General features: G+C 67.3%; 13 protein-coding genes. 9 read left to right on the top strand and 4 right to left on the bottom strand.

What is annotated here, in order from left to right; all coding sequences use genetic code 11:
• Positions 1–195 precede the first annotated feature (195 nt).
• From ACGFZW_RS36410 to ACGFZW_RS36400, 3 genes are all read right to left on the bottom strand, one after another.
• A complete protein-coding gene (locus ACGFZW_RS36410) occupies positions 196–891 on the bottom strand; it encodes an RES domain-containing protein (RefSeq protein WP_393897618.1) in 696 nt (231 codons plus the stop codon).
• Between the two features lie 331 nt (positions 892–1,222).
• Positions 1,223–3,553: a WD40 repeat domain-containing protein gene (locus ACGFZW_RS36405; protein ID WP_393897617.1), complete on the bottom strand. Its 2,331-nt coding sequence runs from the start codon at positions 3,551–3,553 to the stop codon at positions 1,223–1,225.
• On the bottom strand, positions 3,550–5,634 hold the full coding sequence (locus ACGFZW_RS36400; protein WP_393897616.1) for an ATP-binding protein: 2,085 nt from the start codon (positions 5,632–5,634) through the stop codon (positions 3,550–3,552). The genes ACGFZW_RS36405 and ACGFZW_RS36400 overlap by 4 nt, the downstream gene beginning before the upstream one ends.
• Positions 5,635–5,652: 18 nt before the next feature.
• On the opposite strand from ACGFZW_RS36400, the gene ACGFZW_RS36395 reads away from it, so the two are divergent.
• From ACGFZW_RS36395 to ACGFZW_RS36360, 8 genes are all read left to right on the top strand, one after another.
• The gene (locus ACGFZW_RS36395; RefSeq protein ID WP_393897615.1) at positions 5,653–7,143 is read left to right on the top strand and encodes an esterase/lipase family protein; all 1,491 of its coding nucleotides are present in this window, start codon (positions 5,653–5,655) and stop codon (positions 7,141–7,143) included.
• A 1,086-nt stretch (positions 7,144–8,229) separates the two neighbouring features.
• On the top strand, positions 8,230–9,306 hold the full coding sequence (locus ACGFZW_RS36390) for a bifunctional DNA primase/polymerase (protein ID WP_393897663.1): 1,077 nt from the start codon (positions 8,230–8,232) through the stop codon (positions 9,304–9,306).
• A complete protein-coding gene (locus tag ACGFZW_RS36385) occupies positions 9,303–10,856 on the top strand; it encodes a phage/plasmid primase, P4 family (RefSeq protein ID WP_393897614.1) in 1,554 nt (517 codons plus the stop codon). Before ACGFZW_RS36390 ends, ACGFZW_RS36385 begins: the two co-directional genes overlap by 4 nt.
• Positions 10,857–10,985: 129 nt before the next feature.
• On the top strand, positions 10,986–11,369 hold the full coding sequence (locus ACGFZW_RS36380; RefSeq protein WP_393897613.1) for a DUF6009 family protein: 384 nt from the start codon (positions 10,986–10,988) through the stop codon (positions 11,367–11,369).
• A gap of 348 nt (positions 11,370–11,717) precedes the next feature.
• Positions 11,718–13,574 (top strand): SUKH-4 family immunity protein, encoded by a 1,857-nt coding sequence (locus tag ACGFZW_RS36375; protein ID WP_393897612.1) that lies wholly within the window; start codon positions 11,718–11,720, stop codon positions 13,572–13,574.
• A gap of 397 nt (positions 13,575–13,971) precedes the next feature.
• Complete coding sequence (locus ACGFZW_RS36370; protein WP_393897611.1) at positions 13,972–14,127, top strand: hypothetical protein; 156 nt, start codon at positions 13,972–13,974, stop codon at positions 14,125–14,127.
• Positions 14,127–14,819 carry a histone-like nucleoid-structuring protein Lsr2 gene (locus tag ACGFZW_RS36365; protein WP_393897610.1) on the top strand — a complete coding sequence of 231 codons (693 nt, stop codon included), beginning with the start codon at positions 14,127–14,129 and terminating at the stop codon, positions 14,817–14,819. The genes ACGFZW_RS36370 and ACGFZW_RS36365 overlap by 1 nt, the downstream gene beginning before the upstream one ends.
• 16 nt (positions 14,820–14,835) lie before the next feature.
• Positions 14,836–15,369 (top strand): SMI1/KNR4 family protein, encoded by a 534-nt coding sequence (locus ACGFZW_RS36360; RefSeq protein WP_393897609.1) that lies wholly within the window; start codon positions 14,836–14,838, stop codon positions 15,367–15,369.
• Positions 15,370–15,467: 98 nt separating this feature from the next.
• Here the strand turns inward: ACGFZW_RS36360 and ACGFZW_RS36355 are convergent, their stop codons facing one another.
• Complete coding sequence (locus tag ACGFZW_RS36355; RefSeq protein WP_393897608.1) at positions 15,468–15,710, bottom strand: DUF6207 family protein; 243 nt, start codon at positions 15,708–15,710, stop codon at positions 15,468–15,470.
• Between the two features lie 230 nt (positions 15,711–15,940).
• Here ACGFZW_RS36355 and ACGFZW_RS36350 point away from each other — a divergent pair.
• Positions 15,941–16,102 (top strand): DUF2637 domain-containing protein (locus ACGFZW_RS36350; RefSeq protein ID WP_393897662.1); only part of this gene is annotated, 162 nt, incomplete at its 3' end.

Here is a 16,102-nt window from a genome sequence, read left to right as displayed (position 1 = left end):
TTACACGTTGCATACTCCACAGTTTTCCCCCCTTAAAACACCCCTAAAGCCCACCGCTTGCCCTCGATCGTTATCGCTGACCTGCGGTCTTGTGATTTTGACGAGGGCAAGCTGCGGCATCGGGGTGGTGCACGACACTGGGAATGCGCCCCTTCGGGGGAAGCTTCGTACGCCCACACGCGCCAACCAGACGCGTCACCACACGGTGAGGCCGTATTCCTTCGCGACTTCCTGAAGCTCATCGGACTCGGCCCTGATGGCCTTGCGTTCGGCTTCGTGGAGGCCGACGTCGTTCAGGATCGCCCAGCATCTGCGGCCACCGTAGCCGGAGTGGTAGGCGATGCCCTGAACGAGCATGTGGCCTGCGTCATTGCGCTGGGCGACTGTCCAGGCCGCGATTTGACGGGCAACTCGTCGGTCCTTGCCGTGGATGTGCTCGTCCGTCAGCGGACCATCGATCTCCCAGGCGTCCAGTTCGTGATGGAGCTCGCGGGCGAGGATCTTACGGGTAGCTTCGCAGTCCACGTCGAGGAAGCGTGCGTCAGGGCTGGGGATAAGCCGGACCAGGATGCGGTCTTCCCGCCAGCTCGATGCGAGGTGACCAGGCCTCATGAGGGCAGCATGGGCCGCTGCGTCGTCATCGTCCAGCAGGCCTCTGATGACCGGTTGCACCCGGAATGGCGCCAGCCCCTCGGCGTAGCAGCCAGCTGGTTCGCTGCAGCAGTAGAGCATTCCGAAGCGGGGGAGGCTGAAGCGGCCCGCGGACGATCCCAGGCTCGTCTCGAGTTCGAGCCTGTTGTACTGGAGGGGGTCTTCTGCTCTGCCCAGACGCCACACGCCGCGCGGCGGGGCGGGCAGGAGGGTGACCTGCGGCTCGTTCAATGCGCTCATCGTCCGCGCCCCCTGCCCGCCGTTTGCAGTGTCGTGCGGACGGCTCCGCGCCCTGCAGGAAGGGGAAACGCCGGTAACTGGCGCGCTATGCGACCCCGTAAGACCGCACGGCAGGGCTGGAGGGGTAAAGCATCGTTCATGGGTCCTCGCTGGGTGTTCCGCGATGTCGGGCGGCGCGAGCCGGGCCCGCAGGCACCGTTGTGCGCCGGTGCCCGGCGATGCCTGTGCCGGATCATTTTTCCGCAAGGTTCGCCACCTTGTGCCCACTTCTACTCGAGGAGCGGGGCGCACAAGGGGAGCGCCGGGGCGTGTGCGCGGCGCACGGCCCAGGTCAGGTCTGGTCCAGGCGGAGGCGGAAGACGCGGACTCCTGCTTGCCCTGCGGCCAGCAGGACCGGCGCAGCGCTTTGTGAGCTTGCGAAGGGAGGCTGGTGGACCGAGAGGTGGGTGATGGGCCGGCCGGTGACGATCCGCAGCAGCAGGGTGCCGGTGGCGGCGTCCCAGACGTGGATGTTGCTGCGGCCTGCCGCCGCCACGAGGGTGCGCTGCGCGGGGCTTTGCAGGCAGGTGACGGCGGTGAGCGGGCCGTCGTGGGGGGCGAAGCAGTGTGGCTGTGCGGCGGGGTGTGGGGCTGAGGGGTGCCAGAGGCGGACGGTGCCGTCTTGGCCCGCAGTGACGATCAGCCCGGTGGTGCGGGGGCCGGCGGGGGCTGTGGCGAGTGCGGTGACGGTGTGCTGGCCGCAGCGCAGGGTGGTGCCGTGCTGTTGGCGGGTGCCGGGGTGCCAGAGACGGACGTTGCCGTCGGTTCCTGCGGAGGCGATCAGCGGGCCGTCGTCGGTTTCGAGGGTGGTGACGGCGCGGACGCTGAGGTGGTGGTCGGGGAAGACGGCCAGTTGGTCGTGGGTGTGGAGGTTCCAAAGGCGCACGGTGCCGTCGGCGCTTCCTGTGGCCAGCAGCGATTGGGACTGATAGCTCAGCGTCGTCATGGTCGTAACGGGCAGGGCGTGGCCGGTGAGTGTGTACGCAGGCTCAGGGGCCGCGGTGTCGTGCCCCACCGGGTGGACGGTGACGCTCGCGTCCTTGTGGGCGGTGGCGAGCAGCAGGGCCGAGTCGGTGCGTACCCAGGTCAGGGCCGTGACCGGCTGGCCCAGACGTAGAGCGTGGGGCTGTCCGGTTTCGATGTTCCACACACAGGTGCCGTTTTCGTCGGCGACGGCGAGGAGGGGCTGTTGGACACGGGTGTGGGGGTCGGGCATGGCGGCGGCGTGAATGCGGTGCCATGGGGAGCGTGGTGGGCGGCTGGTGTGGCCGCGCATCGGCCAGCTGCGGACGGTGTTGTCGGCGCCGGTGGTGATGACGCGGTCCTGTTGTGCGTTGGTGTAGGTGGCCATCGCGGTGATGGGCGTGGTGTGGCCCTGGAGTGCTTCACCTAGGGGTTGTGCGGTACGGGCGTGCCAGAGGCGGACGGTGCCGTCGGCGCCGGCGGAGGCGAGGGCTGGCAGGGCGTCGACGGTGACCGTGACCAGGGCTGTGAGAGGGCCGGTGTGCAGGCGGTGGGCGGTGACGGTCGGTCCGTCCGGAGCAGCGGTGTCGAAGTAGCGGAGGTCGCCGGCGTCGTCACAGGTGGCGTAGTGGCCAGGCGCGGGCAAGGGGGTGATGGCGCGGATGTCGCCGTCGTGCTGGCTGGCGGGCGTGAGGGTGCGTCCGTCCCAGCGGCTGACGGTGTGGCGTTGGGCGAGGACGAGGAGCGTGCCGTCGTTGTCGGGCTGGGGGATCGCAGCGAGGAGTGTGGGGGCGCGGGGGAGTGGTGGCAGGGGGATGTCGATGGGCGCGTAGGTGGCGGTGGAGAGGGCGGTGAGGTGCCCGTCGCTGTGGGCGGCGAGGAGGACGGGTGGGTGGCCTGCTGGTTTGTACAGGGTGAGCGAGCTGACCCAGGTGTGGGGGCGGGTGATTGCTTCGCTGAGCAGACGGCCGCGAGCGCCATCGAGGATGCGGACGGCGCCGTCGGTGCTGCCGACGGCGATGAGGCCGTCATGGAGGGGGAGAAGGTGCTGGATGGCAGCGCCGCCGGTGGGCAGGGGGGTGGTGGCGGGGGAGCCGTCGGCGCGCCAGATGCGGATGGTGCCGTGGTCGTCGCCGCTGATGAGGACGCCGCCGCAACCGCGTGAGGTGGTGGTGTGAGTGAGCGCTTCGATGCGGGTGTCGGTAAGGGCCCAGACATTGTCGGGCGGGGCGCAGTCGCTCCACAGCGGTGTGACGCGGGAGCCGGCGAAGCGGGCGGTGGCGGGCAGCTGTTGCGGGGGCGTGCGGCGGAAGGCTTCCGCGTGGTGGGCGAGGTGGAGGCTGGTGACGCGGGAGATGGCGTCGGCGCCGTTGAGGAAGGGTTCGAGTGCTGCCCAGGCCTTGAGCCATGACTGGCCGGTGCGGGGGAGGTCTTGCTGGTGCAGGAGGCGGCGGACGCTGGCACTGGTTTCCCACGGCAACAGGGCCGGGGGGACGTGGGAGTCGTCGAGAACCTTGCCGTAGGAGGCGTGCTGGGCGAGGTGCCGGCTGAGGTAGGGGTGGGGTGGGACGGTGGGGTCGCTGGTGACAAGGGCGGCCAGGGCACCGGCGATCTGTCGGTGGATGTCGTCGTTGCCGGCGCTCGGGTGGCGGCCGTTCATTCCTGTACCTGTTCCTGCAGCAAGTCCACGTCGCGGTCGCGGAGGGTGGCGGCGAGGGCTTCGTGGGCCGGGCGGTATACGCGGCGCTGGTCTTCGTGATCGTGCGCGAGGTAGCCGTTGAGACGGCTTTTCAGGAGCTTTTTGATCATTTCGTCGGGGTCTTCCATGGGCTGGTCCAGGAAGGTGTTGGCGATGGTCGGCCAGATGATGGACCAGGGAACACCGGCACCGAGCGCGTAGGCGCTGGCGCGCAGCAGCGCAAGCGCGACACGCGGAGGGAGGCCTTCTTCCGCCACGAGCTGCAAGTCGCGGCGGAGCAGCCCGGTCGTTCCGGCCTGCAGCGTGCGCTGCCAGTGGGGCTCTGCCACGGCGGCGGCCGGGTCGGGCGTGGTGCGGAGCTGGTCGCCGGCCAGACGCGCATCGAGGAATGAGGGCCACACCAGAGGCGCTACGGCATGCGCAGCAGCGAGCGCAGTGCCGCGGTGCTCGCCGTCAGCGCAGATCAGAGCATCCAAGTACTCGACGAGATCGCCTTTGGCCGAGGCGTTGTCGGTGCGTTCGACGACGGCGGTGGGGAAGGCGCGGCGCAGGGCATCGAGGAGGCTGTGCTCCGCCTCTGCGGGCAGGGCGAGGGTGTCTGAGGTGACGGGCCGACTGCTGCGGACCCCGATGAGCAGGCGCAGTCCTGCGGGCTGCGCCTCGCCGCGGCGCTGTCCCGGAACGGCGCCCGCGGGAGTGGTGCACAGTGGGGCAAGCGGGATGAGGAGGTCGTCGATGATGCGGTGGGGTTCGAGGGCTTCGTCCAGGCCGTCGACGACGATCGTGACGGTGCCTTCGGCGTGCTGCAGGTTTTCCTCGAGCTGCGCCGACCACGCGGCGACGGGGTCCTCGCCCGTTCCTGGGGAGGCGGGGGCGACCTGGAGTCCGTGGAGGATGTCGGCGGCGACATCAGCGGCCAACCGGTGGCGGGCCAGAACAGCGCAGGTCACGGAACCTTCGGGTGGGATGGTTCCGGCCTCCGCCTGTTCCAGGGCGGATTTGTAGGTGGGGCTTTCCCGGAAGAGTGGGTCGCTGAGGGTCACGGCGCGGGCCAGGACAGCTGATTTGCCGCTGCCGGCCGTTCCGGTGACCAACATGGCGCCCCGTAATCGGGACGGTTGTAGGAACGCCGCGACCTGTTGGTTGAGGTGCTTGCGGCCGCGGAAGTACCAGCCCGAGTCCACCTCGCGGGGGCGTCCTGTCGCCCGGTCCAGCCAGTAGTCGTCCGCGGGGGTGGCCACCTGGCGTCGGGGGGCGCCGACCAGTTCGCGCACGTAGCGGTAGCCGGGGTTGGGAATGCAGGGGGTGGTCCGGGTCTGGCCGCTGCCGTCGATAACGCGGTGCAGGCGGTGCTTTTCCTTGGCCGCGTCGGTGCGCAGCTCGTTCTCGAACTCCGTCATCAGCGTCGCGACGCTCAGGTGAGGGGTGGTGATGCCTGCGTTGGTATGCAGCCGGTTCCACACGCCGCGCAGCACGGTCGAGAAGCGCCGGACCTGGACCGGCGAGTCATGTTCGCAGGTGACCAGCACGTCAAGCTTGCACTTGGTGCGCCGGCTCCTGCGGATCTCCTTGTACAGAGCGGCCAGTTCGCTTTGGATCTCGCCGGCGTAGCACGTGTTGACGATGACCAGGACGTTCTCGGCATGGGAGTCGAGGGCGGCGGTGACGATATCCGTGGTGCGGATGGCGGTTGCCAGCTTCCGCATTTCGTCGGTCTGGGGCAGCTGCAGGAAGTGGCCCGATTTGCCAGCCATGCCGTGGCCGGTGATGAACAGCACGAGCGCCTCACCGGTCGTTTCGCGCAGGTTCTCCCGTTCGAGGAACTGCTCGACGTCGTGTCGGCTCTGCAGCGTGGGCGCGGGGCTGTGGCGGAAGGGTGACCACCACTCGTTCACGACTGCCAGCTGGTCGTCGATGCCTTCAGCGAACCCCTCTTCGCTGTCCGGGTAGTCCCGCACGGCAACGGTGAACAGGGTGCGCTGCTGGTCAACGGGGGTCTCTAAGTTTCCAGTTCGTACAATCTCGCCCGCCCTGTTCCGCATCTCTTTATTGTTCCAGCCATGAACCAGCCGCCGCAGTCGAACGCAGCAGGCCACAGGCCCGGCGAGCAGCCGTACAGCCTGCCGGACCTTTCGCCCAACACCACCCAGGACGCGGTTGTCGTCGTCCCCGGCATCATGGGAAGCGAGCTGTACGACACCGCGACCAACACCGTCTTATGGGGCCTGGCCAATCCGGGCTGGCTCGGTAAGGCCTGGACCACCCGCCACGGCCTGGCAGCTCTGCACCTGACCGAAGAGGAAAAGGCCGGCCAGACCGGCCGCGTCAAAGCCCGACGCCTGCTGCGCACCCCGGCCTGGAGCCCATTCCTGCGCGGCATCGAGCCCTACCACGAACTACTGACCACCGTCGGGCACTGCGTAGCCCACCCCGACGCGATCCTTCCCTTCGCCTACGACTGGCGCCTGCCCGTCGCCACCAATGCACAGCAGCTAGCGAAAGCAGCCCGCGAGCACCTGGAGGCATGGCGCCGTCATCCCGCCCACACCGCCGCACGCAAGCACCGTGTCGACGAACGCGAAGGCCGCCTGGTTTTCATCGCCCACTCCATGGGCGGACTCCTCACCCACGCCGCCCTGGCACTCGGGCCGGACAGCGACCTGGCCGATGACACCCGCGGCGTGATGACCCTCGGAACGCCCTTCCACGGCGCGGTGATGGCGGCCTCCATCCTCAACACAGGCCAAGGAGCCCCCCTCCCCCTCCCACACGGCAAGCTCAAGACGCTCGCGTCCACCATGCCCGGCGTGCACGACCTGCTGCCCCGCTTCCCCTGCCTGGACGAAGGCCTCAACGTGCGCCGGCTGACCCCCACCGACGTCGCGGACCTGGGCGGCGACAAGGACCTCGCAGTCCAGTCACAAGCGTTCTACGAAGAGCTCCGCCGCCACACCCTGCCCCGTCACCGGGCTGTGGTCGGCGTCAGCCAACGCACCCTGCAGTCGCTGACACTGCAGGACGGAGTCGTGGTCGGATCCGAGCACACCTTCCGCGAGCACCACGACGGCGAATTGATGCGCGACGCTCACGGCATCCCCCGCCGGTTCCCGGTCGGCGGCGATGGCACAGTCCACAAGGAATCCGCTTCACCCACCAGGGCCGTCGTCCCTTTCTCTCTCCAGCACGGGGCTCTCGCCTCAGGCCACGCGGCCATGGAAGCAGTTGCCTCGTTCCTGCAAGAGGACGAGCATCTCGGGCCCGACCAAGCCGCCTCTGGTCTGGGGCTGACCGTCCCCGACTTCGTCAGCCCCGATGCCTCCTGGGAGATCCAGCTCAACGGCACTGACGACCCGGCCGGCATCACCTGCACCATCGAAGGTGTCGAGGGGGACTTCACCAAGCGGGCGCGTCTGTACGCCGATGATGAAGATGCGCTCACCGCCCGCGTTCAGGTCCCGGCGGCCGGGCTGTATCGCGTAACCGTCGAAGCTGGCGGCCCTACCGCCCTCACTCAGCTGGTCCTGGCCGGCTCGGGTGAAGACCAGGGCTGACTTACCCCGGGTCAGAACGCTGGCCTGGTCAATAGCGTAGGCACCGACCGCTCAGGTGCTGTCTCCTGCTGGGCAGGGCGCTGCTCTCCCCAGCGACTGGAACGTTGTCGCAGCGACTCAACGGGTTGAGTCGCTGCTTCGGTCGCTGACGAAGAGTGCAGGTGGAAGGGCTGGAGCTCCACGATCAGCGACTGAAGCGACTGAAGTTCCGTATCTATGACGCGCACGCGCGCCCGGGAATGTCTTCATAGTTCCAGCTCTGAGTCGCTTCAGTCGCTATTTACTCTTCACACCCCGCTGGCCTGTGACTTCCCCTCGTTCAAAGTCCAGCGACTGAACGCTTTCGGTCGCTGCGCTTCAGTGCTGCCGCCCCAGGCTCCTGGAGCGGGGGGCAACACAGCCGTCCAGCTCCTCCCTTGCCACAGAGACTCAGGAAGCAACCTCTCCTCGCAGCAGTGGGCCTGCCCTTCGCGCGGGCAGCTGGCCGTAGCCCCGTGGGGCGCAGCCTCTACAACACTTGACTTCTTTGGTCCCTGGTTCAGTCCCTCCGCGAAACCTGCAGGTCAGGGGCTTCTCACCAACGCGAGCAGGGGACTCAAGGGACTGAAGGGACCGAATATTCTAGTTCCTGGCATCACGCGTGCGTGCGTATGCGCGGGCGTGAGACATAGTCCTCCTACTGTGAGCAGTTCATAACTGGGACTTTCAGTCCCTTCGGTCCCTCCGATGAGGTCTGCAGGTCCTGTGACCTGCACTTTTACGGGAGGGACTGAAAGAGGGACCGACATGCTGTGAAAGCTTCGGTCCCTCGGCGTACTCAGCTGGGCAGACTCCGACACGCCCGGCTCTCCGACCCGACCAAGTGGACTCAACCGCGGCGGGTGCCCCAACTCCCCAGGTAACAAAGGGACTGAAGGGACCCAAGACCGGAAACAGCTACGCCTCCGCCCGGACGGCTGTTGTAGGCTCTGACTTCATTGGAAAACTCAGTCCCTTCGGTCCCTCATCTGGCAGCAGCAACGCTGTGAACTGGCCTTTTGCCCAGGGACTGAACAGAGTGTTGGCCCCTTGGCAAGGACGATCAGCGTGCCGCGTCACCGTGAGACCAGCGTTCCCCAGTCGGCGGGAACCGCGAGTCCCTATGACGTCGCTCGCTGGTGCGCTGGAAACGGCTGGCCGGTCCACCCGCTGGCACCGGGCCGCAAAACCCCCGCAGCTAACTGCTCCACCTGCCGAGCCGAGCCCCACCGCCCCCAGGACTGCGCTTGCCCCGCTGAGGGCAGGTGGTGCCACGGTTTTCACGCCGCGACCACGGATCCCGATTTCCTGGACGCCTGGTGGGGCAAGCACCCCACACTCGGAGTCGGAGTCTCCTGCGGCCCAGCAGGCCTCCTAGTCCTCGACATCGATGCACACTGCGCCGAAGTACCCGAACGCAACAGGCTCCTGCCGGGCATTCCCATCCATGAGAGCGTCAACCTGGCAGGCCTGGCCTCCGGCTTCGACACTCTTGCCCTGCTGGCTGCGCTCCGCGGCCAGCACAACCCAGCAGACGACGACTCCACATTGCGCGTACGGACCCCATCGGGCGGACTGCACATCTGGTACCGCACCCCCGACACAGGCCCGCGCTACCGCTCCTCGGTGGGGTCCAGCCCAAAAACCGCACTCGCCTGGCAGGTCGACGTCCGGGCCACCGGCGGATACATCGTCACTCCCGCCACCCGAACTCCCGCCGGCACCTACAGTCCCGTCGGCGCAGCCAGACTCCCCGCACTTCTGCCGGACTGGCTCGCCACCGAGCTCCAGCGCACCGGCCACACCAACACCATCCACCCCACACCGGTCCCCTCCCCGCGCCGCACTCCAACCCGCCCGGCCCGCCAGCGCGCCCACCGGCTCTTGGAACCGCTGCTCGCCCAGGTGGAGGCCTGCGCAACCGCCACCGAGGGCACAGCCTTCACCGAGAAGCTGAACCGCGCCGCCTACACCGCTGGTGGCCTAATCGCTTCCGGTCACCTCACCGAGTCCCAGGCCCGGGACGTGCTGACCGCTGCAGCGGACACAGCCCGGCCACACCGTAGTCGGCACAGCCTCACCGTCATCGCCTCTGCCCTGTCCGCCGGTGCGATCCGGCCGCTCCATCTCAAAGGACGCCCATGAGCAGCGCCGACAGCCCACGCTTCGACGCCACTGCCGCAGCGCAGCAGATGCTCGACCTCGAAGTCCGCGCCCAGCCGAGCCTGCCCGCCCAACAGGGCACTGCCACCGCCGCTGCAGCCCACGAGCCGGCCCCGCCGTCGGGCACACTGCCCAAGCTCCTCACCGACCGCGGCAATGCCAAGCTGTTCGCGGTGATGTTCGGCGACCAGTTCCGCCACGTCGAGGGCCTGGGCTGGTACCACTGGGACCAATACCGGTGGAAGCGCACCGGCGGTGAGAAGGCCGCCGTTTGGGCAGCAGGAGACCTCGCCGAGCAGATGCCCGACTCCGACCCCAGCGGCCGCTTCAGCGACCGCGAGCTGGCCGCACACCGCCGCCGCTCCATGTCCACCCCCGGCATCAAGGCCATGCTTACCCAAGCCAAAGCGTCCCCGGCCCTGGCCCTGGACCCCGATGTCCTGGACGGCGACCCCTACGCCCTGTGCACGCCAGCCGGAGTCGTCGACCTGCACACCGGTCACCTCCACAAGCCCGACCCCGAGGCGGACATGCACTCACGGGCGACCAGCGTCGCCCCGGAAGCCATGCCCACACCACGCTGGCACCGCTTCCTCCACGACACCTTCGGCGACGACGCCAAGGGCCAGGAGACGATCCACTTCCTCCACCTCCTGCTCGGCTACTCCGTCACCGGCGACGTCGGTGCGCAGGTCCTGCCCTTCCTCTACGGCACCGGCGCCAACGGCAAGTCAGTCCTACTCGACGTCATGACCCAGATCCTCGGCGACTACGCCCAAGCCGCACCGCCCGGCTTCCTCATGGAGAAGGGCAAATTCTCCGAGCACTCCACCGAACTCACCGAACTTCACGGCCGGCGCATCGTCGTGTGCTCCGAACTCAAGCCCAACGACAAGTTCGACGAATCCCGCGTCAAGCTCCTGACCGGCGGAGACCGCATCATGGCCCGCCGTATGCGCCAGGACTTCTTCAGCTTCAACCCCACCCACAAACTGTGGCTGCTGGGCAACCACCGCCCCGAAGTAGGCACCGGGGGCCATGCCTTCTGGCGCCGGATCCGCCTCATCCCCTTCGAACGCGCTGTCCCCGCCGCACGCAAGATCGACAACCTGGCCAAGGAACTCGTCCAGAGCGAAGGCCCAGGCATCCTGCACTGGCTCATCGAAGGCGCCCAGCTCTACCTCGACACCCGCGACCCACTGGCCGGTCCCGCCGCCGTCCGCACCGCCACCGAGGCCTACGCCACCACCGAAGACCACATCGGGCGCTTCCTCGCCGAGTGCTGCACCACCGACACCCCCGACCCTGGCGGCGAACGGGCCCCGGGCGACCTCCGTGTCGAACAGGGCTTGCTCTACGCCACCTACAGCAGCTGGTGCAGCGCCGGCGAAGGCATCCGCCCCGCCACCGCCCGTGCCTTCGCCACCCGCGTCCGTCAGGAACTCTCCCTGGCCTCACCCGCCGACATGATGAAGTCCAGCGGCAAGAAGTACTACCCCGGCCTCGGGCTTCTCACCGACGATGAAACCTAGGCATCCCATGCCCCGCCCCAGACACCCCCACGCCGCCTACCATGGACACGGTGCCCCCACCCGGGATCGTGCTCACCACACCCACCCCGGCCCGCAAGTGGCCGGTCACAATGCAAAGGGGCTGCTGCCATGAGCTCGCTGCTGAACGAGAGCGACCTCCGCCACGAGAATGCCGTGGTGTGGCTGGAGAACCCCGAGGACCTCGACTACGTGCGCCAGGCCCTCGACAAGACGCCTCGACGCCGCGGCAAGCCCCGTTACGAACGCGACGGACGCATGGTCGGCTACACCGAACTCGACGCCCAAGCCGAAGCCGACCCCGACAGCGGGCTCCAGCTCCGGCGCGTCTTCTTCCTCCTGCCGCACGACCGCGACGCCGACCCAAACGGGCCCTACCATGAAGGTGCCCCGGGCGAAGCCGTCGATCCCCGGACCATCGAACCGCAGCGCGTGGGTGACAAAACCCCTCGCTCTCAACGTGGCCCCGCAGCGATAACAGCCACTAACCACTGAGCTGAGGGTGCAGCGGCAGGTCGGGACCGTGGGGGCATAGTGACGAACCCCGAGAATGCTTCCCGAAGCTCCTCGTCTCCTGAGGCCGTCACGGCTGTCAGCGACTGGTGGCGAGACCGTCGCCCCTGTGGCCCTCCGGCGATTCTGCTCGACCCGTCAGGGACGGACGGCGCCTCAATTCTGCGGGAAGTCCACAGTCGGACTGAAGGCAGTGTCCTTGTGGATGCCCACGGGCTCACCGCGGAGGAGGTACAGGAAGCAGTTCTGCTCGCGCTCGGGGTGGAGCTGTCTCCCGGTAGCAGGAGTCGCTGGCGAAGTTCTCTGCGGCAGATCGCCGAGCCACGGCTGGTGCTGCTCATCAACACACACAGGGCAGGCCGGACCCGACGCTCGTATGAGCCGGAGCGTCTGATCTCCAGAACCGTTGCCGGCCTGACCAGCGGCCACGTTGCTGTACTGGCTCATACCGCGCCGCGCGATCTCCCGCACCGGTCCCAGGTGGTCCTTCACCTGCCGGAAAACGAGGCAGGAGAGCGGCCGGAGTCCCCCCTTCTGCGGGCATTGGCCTTGGCCGAGGCGCGCGTTACACCGATGCGGATCTGGACTGAGCTGGCCGGCGCCCTGACTGGTCAACCGACATCCGAAGCGGCGCTCGCGCAGCTCCTGAGTGAGCGCTCCGACATGATCGAGCAGAACCCCGACGGCGTGTCCTTCATCGATGAGGGGACAGCGGAACGGCTGCGGCGGGCGACGGAACCTGCGGAGATCACCCGGGTCAGCCGTCATCTGTTCGATTGGCTGCGGCGTGTCTCGGTCGAGTACCGCCACCCTGAGGGATGGGCCGGATACGGCCCGGAAGGCCTCTACGCGGCAACAGGAATGGCCGCGCATGCCGTGCAGGCCGATGCGTGGGAAGAGCTGCTGTCGAAGGGCGGGCTTCTTGCGAACATTCCTCAGACTGTCTTGATGGATGCGGCGTGTTGCGCACTTGGGAGCAGCGTCCCGGGCAACTCCGCTGCCGCCGATGGCATTCACTTGTGGTCCTACGGAGTTGTCCCGGCCAGGCAGTCGGAGTGGGCTGCCTGGATGCACCTGATGGCCACGGCACGGAACGACTCGGCTTTCGCCTCTGCAGTCGCCGAGTCGAACGTCCAGCTTCCGTGGAAGGCCAAGTGGACGCGCTGGCGGCCACCCGGCGGCTACCACGTGAGCTACACACAAATGACGCCACTAACAGGGACGGCCGAAGTGCGCTGGCGCGGCCGCCCCGCCATCGCTGGTATCTGTGAGCGCAAGCGGCCGGACGTCGCTGTCTGGGACGCCGAGACCGGAGAACCCCTCGCTGCTCCCTTCCAGGGATTGGAATTGCCCGAGGAATATCTCGAAGCACTGTCCTGGCCACCAACGACCGGCGCCGACCGGCGCAACCTCTTGACGTCCCAGGATTTGTACATGGGCGTTCCCGAAGGCCAGGGTGTACACCCCGCTCTGCTCGAATGCTCCCCGCTGGCCGTCGGGGACCTGGTGGTGCTCGGGGGAGCACACGGCCTCTTCGCGATCGAGCCCCAGGCGAGGGAAGAATTTGCGGGCTTCAGCTCCCGCAATATCGAGCCACTGTCCGGCCCCTACGCCGCGGTCGGCCGGACGGCACCCGTGCACGCCCCTCCACCCACCCCGGGCGATCTCATCCACCTCTACGGAGAGGAGGAGGTCTTCGAACTCGAAGAGGAGGAACTGCCCGACGGTCTGACGGACGAAGCAACTCGGCGCATACTCCGCGAGATTGGCTTGCCCGATATGCGGGAGGGCGGTATGGGGCTTTACCCATACGGCGACTACCGCTTCGAGGTGATGGATGAAGTCACCTGGCCCGACGATGTGGTCATGGCCGAGGAGACCGGACCGTTCTTTCAGATCGGCTTCTGGATGGGCGGCGAACTCGTCATCGACGGCCCCACCGGGCACGTACTCCGCGTCCCGACGGAACCCGGCGAGGAACACCTCGCAGCCCTCCCCGCTGCGCACAGCCTGGAGAACTTCCTCACCATGGTCGGACTCTGGGTCACTGGCCTCCGCACAGTGCAGAACATGCAGAACGACCTCGAGGCCAAATTGCTTCCCCAGTACGTGACAGTCGCGCACTCGGCCATCGACCATGCGGGAGCTGAGGCCCCTGCCTGGTCATATGTCTTCCACAACCCTTAGCTGGTGCACGCGCGGGGTCGGCACACTAATCAATTCAACGTTCTGTCGGCCAAGGAAGCGCGTGCCGGAGGCTGGGTTGCGGGGCCGATACCGCGCTGGTGACCGGAAGAGGTTGCTGCTACCCGCGGACGACGGGAGCCTGGGGGTGGTGGGACAGGCCGAGCCGGCAGCTGCGGATTGAAGAGCCGCATCGCGTAGTTGGCCCACCCCGGCGAGAGGGGGGTCTTCTTCCTCATCCTGGGCCGGAAGCCTGGTGTGGGTGGAGGAGAGAACAGGGGCCGGGGGAGTGGCGTCCGGTGGGGCGTGGAAGGGCCTGCCGACCGTTCCATCGGCGCCCTCGTCGAGGTGGACGAGAGGCCTATGGAGGGGGTGGCCGCACGAATGAGTCTATGACGCAGTGGGCAGTGGCGACGTCGTCAACTACATCGTCTACCTCGAATACGACAACGACCAGGCGACCATCCCCCGCTACATACAGATGGAAGCCTGGGAACGCAACGGCACGCTGTTCGACACAATGCTGGAAAACCCCGCCTGGCGAGATGAGCCCTGATGAACGACCTTGAACGCCTTAAGGAACTCTGCCCGCCTCCGCCTGGCCACACGCCGCCCACCGTCAACTGGCACGACACAGAACAGGCCCTCGGACACCCGCTCCCCGACGACTACAAGCACCTTGTCGAGACCTACGGTCCAGGACACTTCGTGCAGTTCCTCAGCCTCTACCAACCCAAATGCCCCTACCATGCCCTGGACCTTGAGCGTCAGACCCGTGACGTCAACGCCCAGCTCACCCGGCACCAAGAGGTCAGCCAGCAACCGCTCCCGCACCCCCCGCGAGAGCTGCAGCCGGTCGGCGGGACGGACAACGGCGACTACCTCTTCTGGCTCAAAAACGATCCTGAACAGCCGAACGGCTGGACGATCGCTGTGACCGGACTCAAGGACGGCGACTGGTCCCACTTCGACGGAAACCTCACCGCGTTCCTCGTAGCACTCTCCCAGCACGACACCGACGTCTCCGCATTCCCCGACAGCCTCCTGAGGCAGAGCCCATCCTTCACGCCCTACACCACAGCCCCCGAAGAGATCGAGAAGGCCAACCGCCACAGCAACACTGCGACCGCCGCCCCCGTGCAGTCCCAGGACGTCAGGCAATGGGCACGGGAAAACGGTTACGACGTTCCCGAGCGCGGACGTATTCCGGCAGACGTCCGCAAGGCGTATGACGCTGCGCACAACTAGCTCTGGCCCAGGAACCGTGAACGAATTCCTCGAGCGACTCGTAGATATCGTCCCACCGCCTTCGGGCTCCAGGGAGAAGCACTGGGAGAGCGTAGAGGAGGCACTGGGAGCCGGGCTCCCCTCCGACTACAAAGCGCTCATTGAGACCTATGGGGGGAGCAACTGGGACGACTACCTGTACGTCTTGGAACCCGGCTGCCCCAACGACAACTACAACCTGATCGAGTGGGAGGACCAGCAGACAGAGGCTCTTGAAGGCCTGTGGGAGTTCGAGCAGAAGCCGGCGGAGCTCGAGGAAGACGGAGTCAGGGTGATCCCCTGGGCGACCACCGACAACGGAGAGTGCCTGTACTGGCTGGTCCGAGACGGTCAGCAGGCCGATGACTGGACCGTCATGGTCAACGAAGCGCGAGGGGACCGCTGGGAGCACTTCCCCTCCACGTGCACAGAATTCTTGGCTTCTGCCCTCACGGGTGAGCTCCGCTCCACGATCCTGTCGTCGGGCTTCCCCCTCGAGGTACACGAGTTCCGGCAGCTCCACGCGGTGTGACTACCTAGCCCGCCGCAGTTCGCCGAGGAAGCGGCACTGCACCCTCAGAGTCGAGCACCTGTCACCCGCGGGCCGCGCCGAGTGGGCCGGCAACCGCCTCAGGGCAGGAGGTGGATCACTCGGTTTCCAGAGCAAATGGGCCTCCCGAGGGACGGCGGCGCAGGTTGGCGTAGACCTGGACGGTGACGCCGACCCGGCCGGGGGTGCCAGGGGGCGGAGCGGTCGTTGGAGCGCCACAGCCCTCCGAGTGTGGCCCCGTCCGGGGCGGTCTCTTCATCGGCCGCGGTGATGTCGATGACGACCAGGCCAGGCTCGTGAAGTACATCTTCATTGCACTCCACGGGCTGTCAGACAGCCTTTATGGGCGCGCAGTTCGGCGTCACCGGGGAAGTCACTGGGTGGTGGCTGCGTGCTCCTCGGGGCGCGACGATTGTCTCCCTGCCCCAGTCCCTCCCAGAGATCACCTTTAGCTGACGATCCGTGACCCAAGCCCACCAGAGCAAGACCACCTAACAGCAGCCATGAGAACGTGAAGGCGCTCGCATGAAGTAGCTGAAAGAGGGGGAGCTGCGTGGGTCAGGTAACGGGGAGGCCATCAGAGCTCGGCCGAGCTCACCGCATCCTGATCGGTGTGGTCGTCGCCGGGGCTGCGCTGATCGCGGCCATCGGATTCGCGGGCTCCTACGCGGCGGTGCGCGAGCTGGCCGAGAAGAAGGGCTTCGGCGGCTTCTCG

Origin of the sequence: Streptomyces sp. NPDC048248 (assembly GCF_043201875.1) — a bacterium.
Lineage (GTDB): Bacteria > Actinomycetota > Actinomycetes > Streptomycetales > Streptomycetaceae > Streptomyces.
The sequence above is the reverse complement of the archived record's forward strand: the minus strand, read 5'-3'. Positions and strand labels throughout refer to the sequence as shown.